Origin of the sequence: Rhizobium sp. RU33A (assembly GCF_900156055.1) — a bacterium.
GTDB lineage: Bacteria > Pseudomonadota > Alphaproteobacteria > Rhizobiales > Rhizobiaceae > Allorhizobium.
Window position 1 is genome coordinate 1 of the sequence record NZ_FTMQ01000010.1, and the last position, 20719, is coordinate 20719.

15 protein-coding genes and 1 tRNA gene are annotated in these 20719 nt (G+C 60.9%); 9 read left to right on the top strand and 7 right to left on the bottom strand.

Features of this window, described 5'->3' with window-relative positions; translation table 11 throughout:
- The 5 genes from BW978_RS22300 to BW978_RS22325 form a co-directional block, all read right to left on the bottom strand.
- Window positions 1-3470, bottom strand: a 3470-nt coding sequence (locus BW978_RS22300; protein WP_139330636.1) for a two-partner secretion domain-containing protein, incomplete at its 3' end; no start/stop codon positions are given.
- An 81-nt stretch (window positions 3471-3551) separates the two neighbouring features.
- Window positions 3552-4190: a hypothetical protein gene (locus BW978_RS22305; protein WP_139330637.1), complete on the bottom strand. Its 639-nt coding sequence runs from the start codon at window positions 4188-4190 to the stop codon at window positions 3552-3554.
- A gap of 149 nt (window positions 4191-4339) precedes the next feature.
- Complete coding sequence (locus BW978_RS22310; protein ID WP_083697682.1) at window positions 4340-6118, bottom strand: ShlB/FhaC/HecB family hemolysin secretion/activation protein; 1779 nt, start codon at window positions 6116-6118, stop codon at window positions 4340-4342.
- Window positions 6115-6741 (bottom strand): invasion associated locus B family protein, encoded by a 627-nt coding sequence (locus BW978_RS23200; protein ID WP_175616929.1) that lies wholly within the window; start codon window positions 6739-6741, stop codon window positions 6115-6117. Before BW978_RS23200 ends, BW978_RS22310 begins: the two co-directional genes overlap by 4 nt.
- A gap of 776 nt (window positions 6742-7517) precedes the next feature.
- Window positions 7518-7607 (bottom strand) — tRNA-Ser (locus BW978_RS22325).
- Window positions 7608-7895: 288 nt separating this feature from the next.
- On the opposite strand from BW978_RS22325, the gene BW978_RS22330 reads away from it, so the two are divergent.
- From BW978_RS22330 to BW978_RS23425, 9 genes are all read left to right on the top strand, one after another.
- Window positions 7896-8960 (top strand): septal ring lytic transglycosylase RlpA family protein, encoded by a 1065-nt coding sequence (locus BW978_RS22330; protein ID WP_076398317.1) that lies wholly within the window; start codon window positions 7896-7898, stop codon window positions 8958-8960.
- A 62-nt stretch (window positions 8961-9022) separates the two neighbouring features.
- On the top strand, window positions 9023-10195 hold the full coding sequence (locus tag BW978_RS22335) for a D-alanyl-D-alanine carboxypeptidase family protein (protein WP_076398320.1): 1173 nt from the start codon (window positions 9023-9025) through the stop codon (window positions 10193-10195).
- A 119-nt stretch (window positions 10196-10314) separates the two neighbouring features.
- Window positions 10315-11010, top strand: a complete 696-nt coding sequence (gene tmk / locus BW978_RS22340) for a dTMP kinase (RefSeq protein ID WP_076398322.1) — start codon at window positions 10315-10317, stop codon at window positions 11008-11010.
- Window positions 11007-12032 (top strand): DNA polymerase III subunit delta', encoded by a 1026-nt coding sequence (locus BW978_RS22345; protein WP_076398324.1) that lies wholly within the window; start codon window positions 11007-11009, stop codon window positions 12030-12032. The genes tmk and BW978_RS22345 overlap by 4 nt, the downstream gene beginning before the upstream one ends.
- Window positions 12033-12154: 122 nt before the next feature.
- Entirely contained in the window at window positions 12155-13771 is a 1617-nt protein-coding gene (gene metG, locus BW978_RS22350) for a methionine--tRNA ligase (RefSeq protein WP_280173605.1), read from the top strand.
- Between the two features lie 4 nt (window positions 13772-13775).
- Window positions 13776-14561 (top strand): TatD family hydrolase, encoded by a 786-nt coding sequence (locus tag BW978_RS22355; RefSeq protein WP_076398329.1) that lies wholly within the window; start codon window positions 13776-13778, stop codon window positions 14559-14561.
- A gap of 10 nt (window positions 14562-14571) precedes the next feature.
- On the top strand, window positions 14572-15390 hold the full coding sequence (locus BW978_RS22360) for an MBL fold metallo-hydrolase (protein WP_076398332.1): 819 nt from the start codon (window positions 14572-14574) through the stop codon (window positions 15388-15390).
- A gap of 201 nt (window positions 15391-15591) precedes the next feature.
- Complete coding sequence (locus BW978_RS22365) at window positions 15592-16965, top strand: ISNCY family transposase (protein ID WP_076398335.1); 1374 nt, start codon at window positions 15592-15594, stop codon at window positions 16963-16965.
- 1 nt (window position 16966) lies between these two features.
- Window positions 16967-17185 (top strand): hypothetical protein, encoded by a 219-nt coding sequence (locus BW978_RS23425; protein WP_139330639.1) that lies wholly within the window; start codon window positions 16967-16969, stop codon window positions 17183-17185.
- Here the strand turns inward: BW978_RS23425 and BW978_RS22370 are convergent.
- Together BW978_RS22370 and BW978_RS22375 are read right to left on the bottom strand one after the other, a co-directional pair.
- Entirely contained in the window at window positions 17182-17937 is a 756-nt protein-coding gene (locus tag BW978_RS22370) for a metallophosphoesterase (RefSeq protein WP_076398338.1), read from the bottom strand. The genes BW978_RS23425 and BW978_RS22370 overlap by 4 nt on opposite strands.
- A gap of 103 nt (window positions 17938-18040) precedes the next feature.
- On the bottom strand, window positions 18041-20527 hold the full coding sequence (locus BW978_RS22375) for a glycoside hydrolase family 3 C-terminal domain-containing protein (RefSeq protein ID WP_076398341.1): 2487 nt from the start codon (window positions 20525-20527) through the stop codon (window positions 18041-18043).
- Window positions 20528-20719: the final 192 nt, after the last annotated feature.

Here is a 20719-nt window from a genome sequence, read left to right on the forward strand (position 1 = left end):
AAAACTTCCTGGCCCTGGACGATCTGCTTTTCGAGCCAGACGATGTCCTGGGTCAGTGCTGCGATCTGCGAGGGCGAGAGCGCAATGCCGAAGGAAAGCCCGAGCGACTGCTGGGCGTTGACGCCGCCATCATAAAGCGCCTGCATCAGTTGGCGTGGGTCAAGCCCCGAACCGAGCGTGCGGCTGCCGGTCTGATTGAAGATCTGGTCGCGGATCAGCCGGTATTCGACGTAGGCGTCGCCGAGCCGCTTCAGGGGCAGGTTGGGGTCATAACCGCCGATGAGCTTAAGGAAATAGTCCGAACCGAGGAATTTCGAGGGATCGATGAAGTCGCTGCGGGTCTCGATGAGGAAGGGCATGTTCGGCGCCGTTGCCGGCCGGAACAGGGCCTGGCGTCCGAGCAGTCCGTCGATGCTGACATTCAACGCGGTGAGGTCTGCAAGGGTCTGGACCGCCGAGGCGGATGCGATGTCGGCAGGCGTCAGCGCGCGGCTTCCCGAGGAGAGGCCAATCTGGGCGGCCTGGGCACGCACGGCATTGTTTGTCAGATAACCGGTGACATTGGCATTGAGTGCGCCACCGGCCTGGATGGTGCCGAACACGCTGTCATAGGTGCGTGACGATGTGCTCGAGTCCGTCGTGGTCCAGTAGCGGGTATCGCGGTCGATGCAGACACCGAAGACCCTACGGGCGCAGTAGCGCTCTGAATGCTGGGTCACCGCCGTGGTGTCGACCGTCTCGATCAGGTCGCGGCCCTCGTTGAGGATGGAGGTCGCGAGGATGTCGATGTCACCATTTGCGGCGATCTGGCTGTAGCTGTTGGTCAGAGCACCCGTATCGATCTTGATATCGCCGCCTGCGAGTATCTGTGCTGCCGGACCATTGGCCGATGCGGTCTCGCGCCGCGTCACGACAGTGGTCGTTGTGGCGCCTGAGGTGGTTGTGTTTGAGGTGGTATCAACCGTGGCGGCAAGGCCCTCCCGGCGATTGGTGAGCGAGGCGACGTCGAGCACCATATTGCCGGCAATGGCTTCGATTGTGCCGGAGCGGTTGTCGAGGGCGCCGGCACGCGTGCCGGTGAGGCCTTCGATGACGAGATCCGTCTCGGCGAGCATGTCACCGTTGATGTTGGTGACACTGCCGTCGAGCTTGTAGGTGGATGAGGTGCCGGAATAGAGGAGGCCGGTATTGGTAAGATGGCCGGTCAATTGCGCAACGAGCTCTCCCCGCGCGGAGCCGACGGCGCCCGCATTGGTCAACGACGCAGCCTTCAGCGTCAGCGCGCTTCCACCAATGACGACGCCGCCGGCCTGGACCGTCAGGGCACCTGCGGCGACTGCGTTGCGGGCCTGCAGGCTGAGTGCACCTTCCGAGACGATACGGCCGGATGTGATGACATTGCCATCGACATCGAGCTTGATCTGTTCCTCGGCAGAGATTGTGCCGGTATTCTCCAGGTTGCCGGAAAGGCTCAAGACGACATCGTGATCATGGGCTGTGAGCGCACCGAGGTTCACAAGGTTTGCGGCCCCAATGCCCGCCGAGCCGGCATTGATGGTGCCGCTATTGGTCACTGTTCCGCTGGACGCCTGCAGGGTCAGTGCATCTTCAACCGAGATGTTGCCGGAATTGCTGAACTCCGTGCCGGCGAGGATGGTGGCGGATGTCGCGCTGGACAGGGTTCCGCCATTCGACAAAACGTGTTGGATGGTCACGTCCAGCGCGTCGCCCTGGGCGCCGATGGAGCCCGTATTGGCAAGCGAACCCGCCGACAAGGTCACGCCAGCATTGGCGACCACCAGACCCGTGCCGGTGTTCTGCAGCTGAGCTGCCGCCGAGAGCGTCGCCTTGTCTTTGGACAGGATCCTGCCCGAATTGACCAGATCGGCCGCCGATACGAGTGTCGTGCCTGCGTCGCCTGCAACACTGCCGGCCTGGTTCAGATCGCCGGAGAGCGTCTCGACGCGGGCCGTGGACATGGCAGCAAGGCTGGCACTCGAAGTGAGACTTGCGGCTTCGACGAGCAATCCGCCACCGGCTAGATAGGTTCCTGACGTCAGTGTCAGTAGGGCGCCGCCCTTGATGCTGAGATTGCCGCCCGCCTTGATCCGGCCATTCGGCGCATCGATGCGTGCGGCCTCGATCTCGATTGCGGAGAGAGAGCGCAGACTGTCCCTGACGCTGTCCTGGCCGCGCGAGAGATCGATCGTTCCCGCCCTGATCGACAACAAGGCACCCGCGGCAATCTGGCCCCTGCCGGCATGGAGTGTCGATGCGTCGATGCTGATCTTGCCCGCCGCCACCTGTTGCCCAGCTGTGTCGGCTCCGGAGGCGACCAGCGCGTCGGCACCAAGTTTCACCGTCTGCGCCTTGAGGCTGGCATCACCCCGGGTGACGACCATAGCCTGGTCAGCGAGTTCGACAGCTGTCAAACCCTCCAACAGGATGGCGTCGTCAGAGAACAATGTGCTTCCGACCTGCACCGCCTGATTGACCGAACGGGCTGATATCGTTCCCCTGGCCTGCGCCTTGCCGAGGGTCAGCTTGCCATCAGCACTCAGCGTCATGGCGCCGGCATTGGCCGCCATCTGGCCGGCCATGTTGACGCCGGCGCCCCTGTCGGTGGAGATGATCTTGATGCTGCCCGCATACATGCCGCCCATCAGGGAGGAGTCGATCGCGATGGCCGGCTCTTCGCCATCCGAGGGCAGGGGCGTGATCAGCCCGCTCTGATAGGCATAGGAATTGGCGCCGGCGACGAGATTGAGGGCGTTGCCAGCCCTCACCGGACCATCAATCGCAATCTTGCGGGAAACGATATCGAAGACGTTTACCGAACCGAGATCGGCACCGCCAGCCCCGATGCGGACATCGCCGCCCTGAACGCGAAGGCCGGAGAGTGACCCGTCGGCCCCGAATTCGGGTGAGCCGGTGGAAAGCGTCACGCGCGGCGAATTGATGAAACCGCAGCCGTCGCAGGTCAGTCCGTTGGGATTGGCGATGATGACGTTTGCTGCAGTACCGTGTACCTCGACCGCGCCCTGCAGAACCGAGCGATTGCCGCCGGTCACCTCGTTGAGAATGACGCTGGCAGGCCCGGAATTGCGGAGATTGGTATTGCCCTGCACCAGGCCGCCAAGCTGGGAGCGGGCCAGATCCTGTGCGGAGTTGTTCAGGATCACGCCTGGTGTCCCGACGTTGAATTCGCCGTATTTGTTATGCGACAAGCCACTCGCATTCGGAGTGACAATGTTGACCAGCGGCACACCGTTTGCGGCCGCACCGATCAGCGGCTGGTTGGCAGTGCTTGCCGTCTGATCCGCCCTGATTTCCTGCGCCTTGACCAGAAGCGGCTGCAACGTGATGACCACGCTCATGGTCACCGCGAGGGATTTGCGGCCGAGAGCCCCGAGGTCAATTCGGTTGATATGGAACGGTACGGAAAATGTCTGTCCGGAAATCAACTTCATATCCGATAGCCTCTTAAAAAAAACCGATAGACTTTCAATGGCTTGCGCCAGTCAAGAAGAAACCCTAGGCGGGTTCAATGTTCAGCGAGCGGGCAATACGTTCTTGCGAATCCTATCGGCGCAGGCGCGTGCGATCCCGCTCACGGCACGATCAACGAATTCCGGTCCTCCGTTCAGGACGGTATCGAGGCTGTGACGTGCCGCGTTCGGCGGCGTGACGCAGTAGGTGGACGCCACAAGTTTGCCGCTTGCCGCGTCGATGATCGCGAAGTTTACGACCAATTCGAACTGCACTTTGGGACCGCCGAGGGAAAGGCCATGTCCATGCGTTTTGGCGCTGAGACGCGTCATTGCGACGTCTACGATCATCCCGGAATGGCCGTTCGCCTTGGCAAAGGCGACAATGGCTGAAACCCGAGCCTGGTCAGGCCATGAGGCATCCGGGTTCGCAGGCTTCAAGGGCACGCGGAGATCCTCCTGACGAACCAGTCCGTACGAAGATCGCAGCGTTGCAGCCAATTCCTGCTCCACGATCTCGGATGGATCGACGATTGGCTTTGGGATCAGAAATGCCTTCTCGTACATGCCGGTCGAAGCCTTGAGGCCCACATCCAACATGCTGACGGCAAGTCCCAGACCGACGGGCAAAGCAGCCTGGGTTGCGACGTCGTCGTCATTCCCGACCACCATCGGCAGGGCGGGATTATCTACAAAGCTCATCGACCGTCCCGCGAACTCGCCTTGTGTCGCGGAGAGCTTCTTGGTCTGCACACAGCCCGCTAGGACGCTCAGAAGCAAAAGGAGGGTGAGCAATCCGAACGAAGAATGCAGTCTGCTGGCATAAAGGGAACTGGACACTCGCACTCTCCTCAAAAAGAAATCGACATCCGTGCCTGAACCAGACCGCTTGAGGGCACTGAGCCGCTCGGCAAGTCGGGCATGGACAGAATGTCGGAATAGGAAACATCGAAATTGATCCGACCGCCGCGATTGCGAAGGCCGACAGCAGCGCCGACCAGATTGCCACCCAGACTGTTGCCGCTGGCGTCTGAAACCGTGTGACCGAGGTCGATGGCCGCATAGGGCTCCAGGCGGCCGAGCACCTCTACCGCTCGACCATCGCCAAAGCCCGGCAAGAGCAGGGATAGCTCGTTGCGCATGACGATGCCGGTATCGGCATAAAGCACCGCCTCGCGGACGCCGCGCACCGTGGAATAGCCGCCGGCTGATATCTGTTCGGACCCGAACACATCATCCGGGCTCCATTGGCCGGACAAATTGCTGCTGAATATCATAGCCGTTGCGCCGAGGTCGAAAGCGCGTTGATAGCCCAGGGACGCAGACAGCTTCTCGAATTGACCCTTCGGTGATCCTTCGGCGGCAGATGAATCATCGAAGGCTCCGAGCATCTTGAGGCCGCGATGGTAGCCGAGGCTTCCGCTTGCCTGACCGCCCAACAGCTGTCGGGAATGCCCAAGCTCCAGAGTAGCCACCGACAGGACACGACTAGAGACATCGACCTTGCTGCCCAGAACGAAATTCTCGTTTTCTTTCCAGGTGAGCCGACCTGTGAGCCAGGTTTTCGATATCTGATCCCGGTGGAGAATACGCGTAACGAACGGCGCGAAAGAGAGGGATCCACCTGAGGTTTCAATCTGCGAAACCAGACCTGTGATCGATGATCGGTAGTCGCTCCACGAGGCATTGAGGCCAAAGGTCCAGTAGCCGTAGGGAATGGACACCGAGCCGGTCAGCGAGTTGCCGTTCGGGCGTGCAGCGCCAAACCGCAACGGATGGCGCTCCATCGAGCGCTGATACCCGATCTGCCATTCGTCGTTGAGACCCAGGATATTGTCGGCGCCAAAGTCGGCGCGCGTCTGGTACCTGCCGGTGGAAAGACTGCCCAGATTGTCGGATGACATACTGAAGTGCCAGGGACGAGTCTTCTCGACCTTCACGTCGAGCACGGATCCGCCCTGCGCCCTTCCTGCAGCGAGCGCGATCGTCGCCTTGTTGGAGCGAAGTCGATTGATCTGATCGAGACCCTGCTCGATATCCCGCAAGTTCACGGTCTTGCCGGGCAATCCGGGAAAAGCGGTTGCGATCTGAGGATCGGCTGGTTGCCTGCCATTGAGCGCGATCGTCTCAAGCTTCCCCTCGATCACAAGAATATCGAGCGAGCCGTCGGCAAGATCCTGCTCGGGGAGGTAAGCGCGCGAAGAGACATAGCCTCTATCGACATAGAGGAAAGTGATCGCTTCCAGCGCACTGTTCAACTCGGCAAGGCCAAGGCAGCGCCCCTCCCACCGGCTCAGTGTCTGGGAAATTCTGGACGCCGGGATGAGGGATACCCCGGACACGGCAATCCTGTTGACCTCTATACAGGCCTCGCCGGATGACGAGCTTGCGGCGAGCGGCGCTACGGCTCCCTCGCCACTGGGGGCCTGCCTTGTCTGGCGCAATAGCTCGTCTTCGCGCAGTCTCTCCTGTTGCGACTGGAAACGGTCAATCTGCTCAGCCTGCCGGATCGCGCCATCGACTGCGCTCTGTGCATGTGCCAGGCTTGGCTGGACTGCCAGCGTGACAGCGGCTACCACGGATGCGACCTTGAATTCTTCCGCCATATGACGACCGAAAAAGCGCTTCAATGCCCGCCATCTCCCGACTGCAAGGCGCGAGGCGCCTGGCCGTCTTTCGCTGCATCACCCGGCGTCACGCCAGAAGACAGGGCGTCCATTGCCTTGGTAAAACCCTTCAGGGAGAAGTTGACCTTTACGGCCTTGCCGTCGAGAAGACGAAAATACACCGCGCCCGATGCGGCCCGCTCCATCTGCCGAATGCGACGATCATCAAGAGGCGCAAGCACGAAGCAGCCCAGACGGTTGCAGTTGCGATACCGCAAGAGGACGGGTTCTGCTGTGCCGATGGCTAGGCCGAAGTCTGCATTCAGCTGAACGTCGAGCGGCGTGAGCACGACCATCGCCCACTTGGCGTCACCAGCCTTGTCACTCGCTCTGGTGACCGCGAGGTTCAGCAGTTCGACCGGCTTGCCGTCCACCTCGATCATCAGGGGTTGGCCGATCTCGCAAATTGGAGCCGCTGGCTTGTCCCCCATGGAAGATTGAGGCGGAGATGCGCAACGCAACTGCCAATCATCAAACTGTTGGACTTCGCGGCTGTTCGTTAGAGAAGCCGGTGCGTCTTCTCTGCTGGGTTGTTCGTTGGCTGAGGATGCGGATGAGAATAGCAATACCAACAGAATGGCCGACACCGCATGATTGCACCTGACCGGCTTCAATCCACTCGCCCTTTCTCCAAATGCGAGTGCGGCTAAGACGCGAAAGAACAAACATGGTGGCGACTGATATCTGCGAACGCGAGAGCGCCCAAACAGCCGCGACATCCCAAAAATAGGGTTTTCGAGAATGGTCTGCACTTTTCTCAAATTGTTTGCCCCGTGCTCACAAAGGTCTCGACTAGGGTAATCTCGCAAATGATAGGTTGTATGTTGAAATTGTATCGATCGCGACTTTATGCCGTGAATGCTCTTAATGCGAGTATTGGGGCTGGGGCAATGACGGCCGTCACACCGCTGTCAGCTGGCATCTGGATAGCCCTGGAGCAACGTTTGCTCGGCGTCCAAGGGTGTGAGGGCGAGGATGGTTTTATCGACCGCTATTCAGGCGCTATCCCGGAGACGCTTTCTGCACACGGGAAGGCCTTGGGCTTGCAAGAGTGCACTTGAACGGGGGCTTCGGAACGAGAGGGGCATCATCGTCCGCGCCCAATGATCTGAGCTTCCGCACCCATTCGGTGACGATAGTCTCCAGGTCTTCGCCCAGCGGAAACCAATCAACCATGCCTCTGCTGCTGAACTTGGTCTCACCTCTCCGGAGGCTCCGAAAATGCCGGGTTTTCCTGAGGCTCCCCTGCTATCCGCAGGTTCCCGTGTTCGTTTGGCGAAAGTTGTATGTAGCCGGCCGCATGACGGGCCAGAACTTTCGACCTGCCAGAAAATCAATCAATTTAGAAATTTGATCTTAATGTTGGCGGATGGGGTGGGATTCGAACCCACGGTACGGTCTCCCGCACGCCGGTTTTCAAGACCGGTTCCTTAAACCACTCGGACACCCATCCGGACGGCTGCGTTATGCGCAAAGCTGTAGGATTTGGCAAGGGTGTCGCAGACGGAATTGTTCCACCTTCTCCGCGTTTCGCCTGGGGCCTATGGCAACGTGAGTCGATCTGGCATCAATAATCCGTTAACTACGTTTGCAGGTTCTGGGCCGGATCGACCGCTCAAATTGTGACTTTTCCCATTTTGGCCATTTTTGCACAGCCTACATTGCGCGCAAGTGAGCGGAGGCATGGGGGCCTCCTAGACAGGGCGTGGATGATCAGCGCCCGCGATCTGAAGTGGGACACATGCATCTGACGACGCGCGGCCTTGTGGCCAATTCCGGGAAGTGGCTGGCGCTGGCGGTTCTTTGTGCCTTCACCGCCTCCTGTTCGACGACAAAAGACACGGCCGAAAAGCCGAAGCGCTCGAAGGAATATTTTGCCGAGTCGGTCTATGGCGTGAAGGCGAGCCCGAGGCTTGTCGCGAGTGGTCCGGTCCCGAAGGGCGGCGGCCGCTATATGGTCGGCAAGCCTTATGTCGTGAAGGGGAAGACCTTCGTTCCCAAGGAAAACCCACGCTACGACAAGGTGGGGGTTGCCTCCTGGTACGGCGATGCCTTCCATGGCCGGTTGACCGCCAATGGAGAGCTCTACGACAAGGAGCATCTGTCAGCCGCCCATCCGACACTGCCTCTGCCGAGCTATGCGCGCGTTACCAATCTCAACACCGGCAGCTCGGTTGTCGTGCGCATCAATGATCGCGGTCCGTTTCACAAGGGACGAATCATCGATCTCTCGCGCAAGACGGCTGACATGCTCGATATGAAGCACAGCGGAACCGGAGAAGTGCGGGTGCAATACATTGGACCTGCACGTATGGACGGCCATGATATGCCCTATCTGATGGCATCTTACATCCGCAAGGGCGAGCGCGGACCGGTCATCGATCCGGGCGGTCAGATCGCATCCGGCGTCATGGTCGCGTCCAACGATGTCGCAACGCCGCAGTTCCGACCGACCGTCGATCCGGTCTACCAGACGGCACTCAGTGGCTCGACACCGAGCAACAGTGCTGCACCTGAGACGCTCGATGCGCAGGTGCTGATGCAGGTGGGCGCAGCCGCCCCGGGTGCCGTGGTTTCAGGCGAAAGCTTCGCGGCCCTTCCTGACTTTGGCCCAATGCCGATGGCGCGTCCCCATCATGTCGATGGCTATGACGGGTCCGGCTATGCGGCAGCCTATGCGCCGGTGAGTCCGAAAGCCGGCGCGCTTGCCTTCGAGGCTATTCTCGTGCGCAATGACGGCCTCACCGAGCGTTCGATTCTCGCCTCGGTCGCAAAGGGCGGGATCACGCTCTCCAGCGGGCGCTGAACCCGCTGCGACCGCGGTGGAAAAGGCGCATCACTGTTGAGCCGGCCAGCCGAAGTGTGAACATGCGTCTTATCCTCTCCGCCGTCCTGCTGCTGGCATTGCTGTCGCCAAACGGGTCCATCACGAGCACCGCACGGGCGCAAGCCGTTCCGACACCGCAGTTGATCGAAACCAAAGCGGCACAAGCCTATTTGGTCGAGGCGTCGACTGGCACGGTTCTCCTCGCCAAGAACGAGCGACAAAGTTTTGCGCCGGCTTCGCTTGCCAAGCTGATGACGCTGGAAGTGGTCTTCGATGCGCTCAACAAGAGCGAAATCAGACCGGATACGATTTACCCGGTTTCGGAATATGCCTGGCGCACAGGCGGCGCGCCGTCCCGCACCTCGACAATGTTTGCGGCCGTCAAAAGCCAGGTGCCGGTGGCCGATCTCATCAGGGGCATCGCGGTGCAGACCGCCAATGACGGCTGCCTGATCATTGCCGAGGGCATGGCAGGATCGGAGGCGAAGTTCGTCGAACGGATGAATGCGCGGGCGGCTGAACTCGGCCTTGCCGACACTCGTTTCGGCAATGCCACCGGTCTGCCCCATCCGGACAACCGCTCGACACTCTATGACTTGGTCAAGCTGTCGCGCCACCTGGTCGCGACCTATCCCGATCTCTACCAGACCTTCGGCCTGCCGGAATTCGAGTGGAACAAGATCCTGCAGCGCAACCGCAATCCGCTTCTGTCCTTTGGCGCCGATGGGCTTGGGACCGGCTTCGCCGAGGGCAGCGGCTTTGCCATAGTCGCCTCGATGGAGCGCGACGGGCGGCGGCTGTTTCTGGGGCTGAGCGGCGTTGCGACCGACAAGGAGCGGGCCGAAGAGGCGCGGCGTTTGCTGAGCTGGGGTTTTGACAACTTCGAGATGCGCACTCTGTTCCAGACCGGCGAGATCATCGGCGAGGCGAGCGTTTATGGCGGGGCGCAGTCCAAGGTCCCGTTGGTCGCCGCGCAGCCAGTGGAAGTTTATGTCCCCGTCAACAATCCGGAACGTCTGCAGGCGCGCATGATCTATCGCTGGCCGCTCAATCCCCCCCTCGCAGCCGACGCCGAGATCGCGACGCTCAACGTCTTTTCCGGCGATCGACCGCTGGTCAGTGTGCCCTTGAAGAGTGCCGAAGCCGTCGAAGTCGGAACGCTCAGTCAGCGAGCCTGGGATGCCTTGATCGAGCTCTTGTTTTTCTGGATCTGACGGAAAATTTGGAGCCTCCAGGTCATCAGCGGTTTCGCAGGCTGCCATCTTGGTTTAGAGCCGTAGGCGAGCCCAAGGGGCAGGTTCTGAAACGCTTCAAGCGGGAAATAGGCAAGGCATTGGCGACGGCGCGCGGACTGTTCGTGAGTTTCGAGGGAGGCGAGGGGGCCGGGAAATCGACCCAGATCCGCCTGCTGGCCGAAAACCTGCGCGCAAAGGGCCACACGGTCATCACCACCCGCGAGCCGGGCGGATCGCCGGGTGCGGAGGCCCTCCGCCATGTGCTCCTGTCTGGTGCGGCCGAAGCCTTCGGTGTGCGTATGGAAGCGCTCCTGTTTGCCGCCGCCCGTGCCGATCATCTGGATTGCGTGATCCGGCCAGCGCTCGCCCGCGGCGATATCGTGCTCTGCGACCGCTTCGTCGATTCCTCCCGCGTCTATCAGGGTGTCACCGGCAATATCGAGCCGCTGCTGATGGCCGCCCTCGAGCGCGTGTCGATCGGCACCACCATGCCCGATGTAACGCTGGTGCTGGACTTGTCAGCCGATGTCGGCCTGCAACGTGCCCGCAAACGGGCAGGGGAGGAGGCCGCAACTGCCGCCCCCGACCGCTTCGAAAAAGAAAAGCTCGAGATCCACGAGAAGCGCAGGCAGGGGTTCCTCGATATTGCCAGCCGAGAACCGGAACGCTGCCGCGTGATCGATGCGTCGCTCGACCAGACCCGGATCGCCAGCGGTATTCTGTCGGAGGTATTGCAGGTCATAACGCGCAAGGCGGCGACGCCCGGCGACGGCGGACAGGCGGCGCGCTCATGAGCGAGGAGAGGGCGGGGCTTCTTGACGGGGCGATTGCACCCGTCAGCAATCGGCATCTTTTCGGTCACGAAGCCGCAGAGGCTTTCCTGGCGCGCAGCTACCGCTCGGGCAAGGGCCACCACGCCATCCTGATCGAAGGACCGGAAGGTATCGGCAAGGCGACGCTTGCCTTCCGTTTCGCCAATCACATCCTGCGCCATCCCGACCCGGCAAGTGCACCGGAGGTGATTTCGGATCCGGATCCCGAGCATCCGGTCACCCGCCAGCTTGCTTCCGGCGCAAGTCACAACCTTCTGCACCTGTCGCGGCCGGTCGATGAAAAGACCGGACGGGTCAAGACCGCGATCACCGTCGACGAGGTTCGCAAGGCCGGGCATTTCTTCGCCCAGACCTCGGGCACGGGAAACTGGCGCATCGTGATCATCGACCCGGCCGACGACCTCAACCGCAATGCGGCCAATGCGATCCTGAAGATCCTCGAAGAGCCGCCGAAACGGGCGATGTTCCTGGTGCTCTCCCACGCGCCAGGAAAGCTCTTGCCGACCATTCGCTCGCGTTGCCTGCCGCTCCGGCTGCACGAACTACCGCCGCAGGCGATGGATCAGGCGCTCGGGCAACTGGGGCTCACGATCCCGGCCGAAAAGCGGGAAGCCGTGCTGACGCTCGCCAAGGGCAGCGTTGCCCGCGCGCTGAAGCTCGTCAATTACGGTGGCGCCGATATTCTCGAAGCCTTTGAGCAGATGCTGGCTGCATCCGGCCCCGCGCAGCGCAAGATGATGTTCAAGATCGCCGATGCGCTTTCGGGCAAGGACAGCGAGGTGGCCTTCGGCTTCTTCGTCGAACACCTGGGAGACCACTTGGCCGGGACCGCGAGAAGCCTAGCACTGGCAGGCGATCTCTCCGGCGCCGAGCACTATGCGCGGCTTTCGTCTGTCATCAATCAGCAGCTCGGCATTGCCTCGGCCTACAATCTCGATCGCAAGCAGACCATGCTCGACGTACTGTCGGCCATCGTGCGCTGACGGGCAACGCCCCGTCTTCACGGCGCTGCAGCAAAACGGATGTTCCTAAAGCCAGAGGAATGTTTTAAGAGCGTTCGACCCCAATTGTTTTCGCCGTTCATGGCTGGCCGCTCCGCGCCGCCATGGTCAGGCGCCGAGACAACAGCACACGACAATCGCAACCGACGAAAAGACAACAAGAAGCCATGAGCGATCCCTTCTACATCACGACTGCCATCTCCTATCCGAACGGCAAGCCGCATATCGGCCATGCCTATGAGCTGATCGCGACCGACGCCATGGCGCGGTTTCAGCGGCTCGACGGCCGGGATGTGTTCTTCCTGACGGGCACGGACGAACACGGGCAGAAGATGCAGCAGACGGCACGCGCCGAGGGCATTTCGCCGGAGGAACTTGCCGAGCGCAATTCCAACGAATTCCGCGCGATGGGCAAGCTGCTCAATTCCTCGAATGACGACTTCATCCGCACGACCGAAAAGCGCCATCACGAGACGGTGCAGGAAGTCTGGCGCCGGATGGAGAAGAATGGCGACATCTACAAGGGCGGCTATGCCGGCTGGTATTCGGTGCGCGACGAGGCCTATTACCAGGAAGAGGAAACCGAAGTGCGGCCCGATGGCGTGCGCTACGGTCCGCAGGGCACGCCGGTCGAATGGGTGGAGGAGGAAAGCTATTTCTTCAAGCTGTCCGCCTATGAAGACAAGCTTCTGAAGCTCTACGAGGACCAGCCCGACTTTATCGGTCCGAACGAGCGCCGCAACGAGGTCATTTCCTTCGTAAAGTCGGGCCTCAAGGATCTGTCGATCTCGCGCACCACCTTCGACTGGGGCATCAAGGTGCCTGGTGATGACAAGCACGTGATGTATGTCTGGGTCGATGCGCTCACCAATTACATCACCGCGACCGGTTATGTCGAAGATCAGAACGGCCCGCGCGCCAAATACTGGCCGGCCGACGTGCATATCATCGGCAAGGACATCATCCGCTTTCACGCCGTCTACTGGCCGGCCTTCCTGATGTCGGCGGGTCTGCCTTTGCCGAAGCGGGTCTATGCCCACGGCTTCCTGCTCAACAAGGGCGAGAAGATGTCGAAGTCGCTTGGCAATGTCGTCGATCCGGTGAACCTCGTGAACCATTTCGGCCTCGACCAGGTCCGCTACTTCTTCCTGCGCGAAGTCTCCTTCGGCCAGGATGGCAGCTATTCGGAAGAGGGCATTGGGACACGCATCAATGCCGATCTCGCCAATGGCATCGGCAATCTGGCCTCGCGCTCGCTGTCCATGATCAACAAGAACTGCGAGGGCAGGGTGCCGACACCCGGTCCGCTCACCGCAGAAGACGAGGCGATCCTGAAGATCGCCGACGAGGCGATCGACATCTGCCGCGAGGAGATGGGCAAGCAGCAGATCCACAAGGCGGTCGCTGCGATCATCAACATCGTCAACGAGGCCGACCGCTATTTCGCGGCCCAGGCACCTTGGGTTCTCAAGAAGACCGACGAGGCGCGCATGGGCACGGTGCTTTACGTGACGGCGGACGTTGTGCGCCAGATCGCGATCCTCTTCCAGCCGATCATGCCGGAAACCTCGGCGAAGATCCTCGATCTGGTTGCCGTAGCCGAGGAAGATCGTGTGTTTGCCAAGCTCGGTGCTGCAGGACGTCTGCAGCCGGGCACGGAACTGCCGGCACCGTCACCGGTCTATCCGCGCTACGTCGCTCCGGACGCGGGCAAGGCGTGAGACGATGCTGATCGATACCCATTGCCATCTGGACTTCGCCGATTTCGACAGCGAGCGTGACGAACTGGTCACGCGCGCCCATCAGGCCGGCGTCAGCCAAATGGTGACGATCTCGACGCGGGTTCGCAAGCTGGACACGCTGCTGGCGCTGACGGAACGTTATCCGAGCGTCTTCTGCTCGGTCGGTACGCATCCGAACAATGCCGGCGACGAACTGGATGTGACGGCAGATGAGCTGGTGCGGCTTGCGGACAGCCACGAGAAGATCGTGGCGATCGGCGAGGCCGGGCTCGACTATTTCTACGACACGCAGAAGCCCGAGGACCAGAAGACCGGTCTGATCCGCCATATCGAGGCGGCGCGGCGCACGGGCCTGCCGCTCGTCATCCACAGCCGCAGCGCCGACGAGGACATGGCTGCTATTCTGACCGAAGAAACAGGGAAGGGCGCCTTCCCTTTCATTCTGCACTGCTTCTCGTCCGGCCAGGCGCTGGCCGATACCGGCGTGGCGCTCGGCGGTTACGTCTCCTTCTCCGGCATCGTGACCTTCCCGAAGTCGGAAGAGCTGCGCGAGATCGCAAAAACTGTACCGATGGACCGGCTGTTGGTCGAGACGGACGCGCCGTATTTGGCGCCGAAGCGCTGGCGTGGAAAACGCAACGAACCGTCCTATGTGGTCAACACGGCCGAGGTGCTGGCCGAGGTCAAAGGCGTGAGCTACGCGGAGATGGCAGATGTGACGACAGAGAACGCCTTCCGCTGCTTCTCGAAGATGCCCAGGCTGGGCTGAGGGAACCCTGATGCAGGTCACGCGCCGGTTCACGCTGCTCGGTTGCTCCTCGTCTCCCGGCGTGCCCAGGATCAATGGCGACTGGGGCAACTGCGACCCCAACAATCCGCGCAACCGCCGGACCCGCGCATCCTTCCTGATCGAACAGATCGGACCCGATGGCGGCAAGACGACTGTCGTCGTTGATACCGGCCCGGATTTTCGCGAGCAGATGATCCGCGCCAAAGTCGAGCATCTCGATGCCGTCGTCTACAGCCATGCCCATGCCGATCATCTGCATGGCATCGACGATATCAGAGGCTATTTCATCACGCAGAGAAACCGCATCCCGATCTATGCGGAGCCGTTCACCATGGCCCGGATCGAGGAAGGTTTCGGCTATTGCCTGAAGACGCCGCCCGGCAGCAGCTATCCGCCGATCGTTGCACCTGTCATCGTCGAGGACATGGACAAGGCGATCGTCATTGATGGCGCCGGCGGACCGATCGAACTCGTGCCGCTCGTCCAACAGCATGGCGACATCATCTCGCTGGGCTTGAGGATCGGTGACGTGGCCTATTGCTGCGATGTCTCCGATTTTCCCGAGGAAACCGTCGCCAAGCTCTCCGGCCTCGATCTGCTTTACATCGACGCGCTGCAGTACCGACCGCATCCGAGCCATCTGTCGCTCGAACAGGCACTTGGCTGGATCGAGCGTCTGGCGCCCAAACACGCGGTTCTGACCCATATGCATACGCCGCTCGACTACCAGACGGTGATGGGCGAGACGCCGCCGCATGTCGAGCCGGGCTACGATCAGTTTGTCATTGAATTTGAATTGGATATCTAAGTTTCCTGAGAAACCGAATTTGCTGCGAGGCGGCGATATTCGACGCATTGTGGCCAGTCTAGGCCGCACCACTATATGCACTTAGGTTCCATAATCTATCTTATGCGATCTTTGTTTGTAGCCGCAAAGTTAGAATGTCCTGTTTCTGCAAAGTTGGAATGTCACACTTCCCGGCTCTGAAGGATGCCTGGGAGATTGCAGATGGGATTGATAGCGATGAGCGAGCGCGATCTGCAGCGGATCGAGGTTCTGTCGAAAGTGGTTGCCGGGCGGATGACCACGGTGTCAGCGGCACATGTGCTTGACCTGAGCGAGCGTCAGGTACGCCGGCTGCTGGAGCGTATTCGGACTGGCGGCGCGGCATCGATCCGGCACAAGGCGATCGGCCGGCCCTCAAACAATCGGATCGATGACGGGGTTCGCGATTATGCGATGACGCTGGTTCGGGAATGTTATGGGGATTTCGGTCCGACACTGGCAGCCGAGAAGCTGACTGAGCGTGATGGCTTGCGTGTTTCGCGCGAGACGGTGCGCGGTTGGATGGTGGATGCTGGCCTCTGGTTGTCGCGCAAGCAGCGTCGGACATTCCATCAGCCGCGGCTACGGCGTGAGGCTTATGGAGAGCTCGTGCAGATTGACGGGTCCGAGCATCGCTGGTTCGAGGATCGCGGACCGCCCTGCTCGCTGCTGGTGTTCGTCGACGATGCGACGGGCAGTTTGATGCAATTACGCTTCGTGCGCTCGGAAAGTGCCTTCACCTACTTCGAGGCGCTGGAGCTCTATCTCAAGCGTCACGGCGCACCGATTGCCTTTTATTCGGACAAGCATTCGGTGTTCCGGGTGGCGAAGAAGGATGCCAAAGGTGGCCAGGGCATGACGCAGTTCGGGCGTGCGCTTTGCGAGTTAAATATTGAGATTCTTTGTGCAAACTCGAGCCAAGCAAAAGGTCGAGTTGAGCGGATGAACCGGACGCTGCAGGATCGGTTGGTCAAGGAACTGCGGCTGGCAGGGATCGCCACTATGGAGGCGGGCAATGCTTTTCTGCCTGTGTTCATAGAGGACTACAATGCGCGCTTTGCGGTCACCCCTGCCCGTTCGGAAGACCTGCACCGGCCGCTGAATCTGGCGCCGGATCGGTTGACGGAGATCCTGTGCAAGCGCGAGCAGCGCTATGTCGGATTGCAACTGACGTTTTCGTTCGAGCGCAAGCGGATCATGCTGGAGGAGAGCGACGTAACGCGTGGTCTGGTTGGCAAATATGTCGAGACCTATGCCTATGCCGACGGTCGGCTGGACATTCGCTGGAAAGGCCATTCCCTGCCCTACACGGTGTTCGACAAGGAGCAGCGCGTGACGCATGCGGCGATCACCGAGAACAAGCGGCTTGGCGACGTGTTGGCCTATATCAGGGAGCGCCAGGAAGAGGATGAGAAGCCGAAGGTGAAGAGCAACAGCGACAAGAATGGTTACGTCAAGCGCATAGGCAAGCCTGGCCGGCGGACGGATTTCACGAATGATCCGGCGGTGATTGCGAGACGGATGAAGGCTCTGTCTCGGCAGGACGCTGCGGAGTGACGTGTCGATCACGCGTCTCAAAGCTAAAGCCGAAGTGGAGTGCCCCACCCGCCCCGATCAGATCTTGCAAGCGGGTCTGCCGCTCAGATCGGGGCTGGTCGTGGTGCTGTGTGGTCGCTGCTGCGGACATTTTGACTTTGCGCCGGTGATGACATTTGAACTCTTCCGCCACATTGTTTGTGTGGTTGATGTGCTCGGTCTGGCGCTTCCCCTTGCTTAGAGATCAGCGACCTGCAGGATGGTCTTGGCCGAGATCTCGGTTTCCTTGGGATAGCCGAAGGCATTGTTGATGTAGGTGACGCCATCGATCTCCTTGTTGCGGTTCAGATGGCTGTGTCCATAGAAATGCTTCGAGGATCCAAGCGAACGAATGCGGCGCTCCAGGCGGTCTGTGCCGAGCACCGGAAACAGCGCCTTGTGCTTCTCGGGATAACGCGCCGGCATCAGGTCGATGCGCGGCACGAAATGCGAGACACTATAGACCGAGTCGAAGCCCGATGTGTCAGGGATCACATTCATGGCGTCGAAACGGGCCGCGACCTCGGCGGGTGTGAGGCCGTCCCAGTTGCATTTGTAGAAATCCATCCAGCCGCGACGGATGGTCGGTCCGGGCTCGCCGAAGGAATAATCATACCAGGCGAGCAAAGGCACGATCAGGGTCTTGCCGAAGGCCACCGGTCGGGTTTCGATGCCGTAATCGTGGCAGAGCGCATTCAGCGTTTCGAATTTCTCGAAGGATGGGCCCTTCCCGCTTCTTGCCGTCCAGAGATCGTGATTGCCGGGCATAAAAAGCAGTTTGCGATAGCGCGGCACGAGTTCGTCGAAACAGGCTTTGACGAGATCGAGTTCGTCCGAGAGATCGCCGGCGACGATGAGCACGTCATCGGTGAAATCGGCGCGGGACAGTGCTCGCAGCCAGTCGAGGTTCTGACGGTAATCGACGTGAAAATCGGATCCGAGGAAGAGGCGCATGCTCAGAGGATCCGCTGCGGTTTAGAAGACATGATAGCCTTCTAATCGAATTTCACGGCACGGCAAGAGACGGTGGAGGTCGGGAAACCTCCGCCGCAGCGTGTCAGTCGATAACGGCGGGCAAAGGCGAGGCGGAGACCCCTTCCCGCCACTCGCTGGGCAATGTCAGCGGCAGCGTGGCGCGGATATCCTCGGCATTGGCGGCAATGACGAGCTCGTATTCGCCGGACTCGGCGATCCAGGCGCGCGCTTGCGGATCGAAGTAAGCGAGGTCGCGGACTGCAAGGGTGAGCCGTGCTGTAGCCGTCTCGCCGGCGGCGATATGCAGCTTGGCGAAGGCCTTGAGTTCCTTCACCGGACGCGGCAGGCGCGACGCCTTCGGCTTGACATAGAGCTGGACCAATTCGGCCCCTGCCCGGTCGCCGATGTTCGTCACATCCAGTTCGATGGCAACGCCCGCAGGCCCCATGTCGAGGCTTGACGCGCGCGGCGCGGACCATTCGAAGCTGGTATAGGAGAGGCCATAACCGAAGGGGAAGAGCGGCTTTTCGCCATCCGCATCGTGGTGGCGATAGCCGACAGCGAGGCCTTCCGTGTAAACGACATGGCCGTTTTCGCCCGGATACGTTCGGGGATCGCCTGTCATGGCGGAATTGTCGGAAAGACGCTGCGGAAAGGTCTGCGGCAGGCGCCCGCCAGGTTCGGCATCGCCAAAGAGCACATCGGCAATCGCATTGCCCGCTTCCTGGCCCGGATACCAGGCCTCGATGACGGCCGAGACCTTGTCGAGCCATGGCATTTCGACCGGGCCGCCGGTCTGGAGGACGACAACGGTGCGCGGATTGACCGCTGCGACCTTCTCGATCAGCTCCTCCTGGCGACCCGGCAGGCGCATGTCCGGCAGATCGAGACCTTCGGTATCCCACTCCCCTTCCCGGCCGACGACCAGTACGGCCACATCGCAGGCCATGGCCTGTTCCACGGCTTCTGCGATCGCCGCATCCGATGTCGGGAGTTCCACGCCGAAGCGCACGGCACGGATCTCGATGCCCTCATAACCCTCGGGCATGGCGCGGTAATCGACGCGGATCTCGTAGCTGCGGCCGGCTTCGAGCGGCTTTTCGACCCGCACTTCGGTATTCCCGAGGCCGAAGAAATTGTCGCCCTTCGCCCAGCCGGTCTCGCCATCCACGACAAGTTCGCCGTCGACATAGAGCTTTGCGAAGCCCGCATTGGTGAGGCCGAAGACATGGGAACCCGTCTCTTCCGGACGGAAGCGGGTAGTCACCCGGGCGGAGAAATCTCGGGGGGTGAGCGAGTCATCTGGCATGTCGAGCCAGAAGAACTGGCTTTCTTCAGCCGTCGCGCGATGAACAGCCGGGCCGGACCATTCGCGCCCCTGGAAGAACTCGACGGAAACATCATCGCGGATCATCTGCGTCAGGCGATTGTTGCGGCAAGCGTTCAAATGCATGACCCGATTGGTACCCGACAACGCTGTGCGAATGCCCTCGAGCGGGCTCACCTTGTAATGCGCGTTGATCTGGGCGCTGCCGCCTCCCATGACGCGTGGTTCGGCGGCATTCGGGCCGATCACGGCGATCCGGTCGAGCGCCGCCTTGTCGAGCGGCAGGATTCCGTCATTCTTCAAGAGAACCATGCCCTCTGCACCAAGCTTTCGGATCAGGGCGCGATGCTCCGGCCGGTCAACGGCCTGCTCCTCGTGCATCGAGGGATCGGAAAAGGCACCAACGCGCTCCAGGAGCAGCAGTATGCGGCGGGCGGCAGCCTTGACGGTTTCGGCTGGCACCCTGCCCTCACGGACGGCAGCCACCAGTTTTTCCCCGCGATCGCGCGTCGGACCCGGCATTTCGAGATCGAGCCCGCCGATGAGGGAGGCTTCCGTGGTGTGCGAGCCGAACCAGTCGGACATGACGATGCCGTCATAGCCCCATTCCTCGCGAAGCAGTTCCGTCAGCAGCCAGTGATTTTCGCTGGTCCAGACACCGTTCAACCGGTTGTAGGAGGACATGATCGCCCACACGCCTGACTGTTTCACCGCCGCCTCGAAGGGCGGCAGATAGATTTCGCGGAGCGTACGTTCGTCGAGATCGGACGACATCGTCTGGCGTTCGACTTCGCTGTCATTGGCGATGAAATGCTTGATCGTGGCGGCGATGCCCTGCGACTGCACACCCTCGATATAGGCGACCGCGAGGGCCGAGGTCAGCATCGGGTCTTCGGAGTAACATTCGAAATTGCGGCCGTTGAGACCCGAACGATGAATATTGACGGTCGGCGCCAGCAGTACGCGGGCACTCTTCGTCTTCGCTTCCTCGGCCAATGCCACGCCCATCTCGCGCGCCAGCTCCGGATTCCAGCTTGCGCCGATGCCGATGGCTGCAGGGAAGCAGGCGGATTTGACGCCACCAACCAGTGATCCCCCGCCCCTGGCGCCGTTCGGCCCGTCGGTGACTTTGATCTTGGGAACGCCGAGGCGTTCAACCGCTACCGTTGTCCAGAAATCGGCTCCGGCGAGCAGCGCAACCTGTTCCTCGAGTGTCATCTGGTCGAGCAGGTCGTCGATCATGGCAGGGCTCCTCCTCACGCTCAGCAGTCGGCATTACTCGCGGCCACGTTGCAACCGCGCTCATTCGTTCTGCTTTAAAGCGGTTTTCGGCGTACCTTGTCCAGCCTTGGGCCTGGCGAAGCGTGCGCCTCTGCTCACGATATCGCGATGAGCGACATCAAATTGTCATCAGGCCTTTTCGGATCGCCGAAT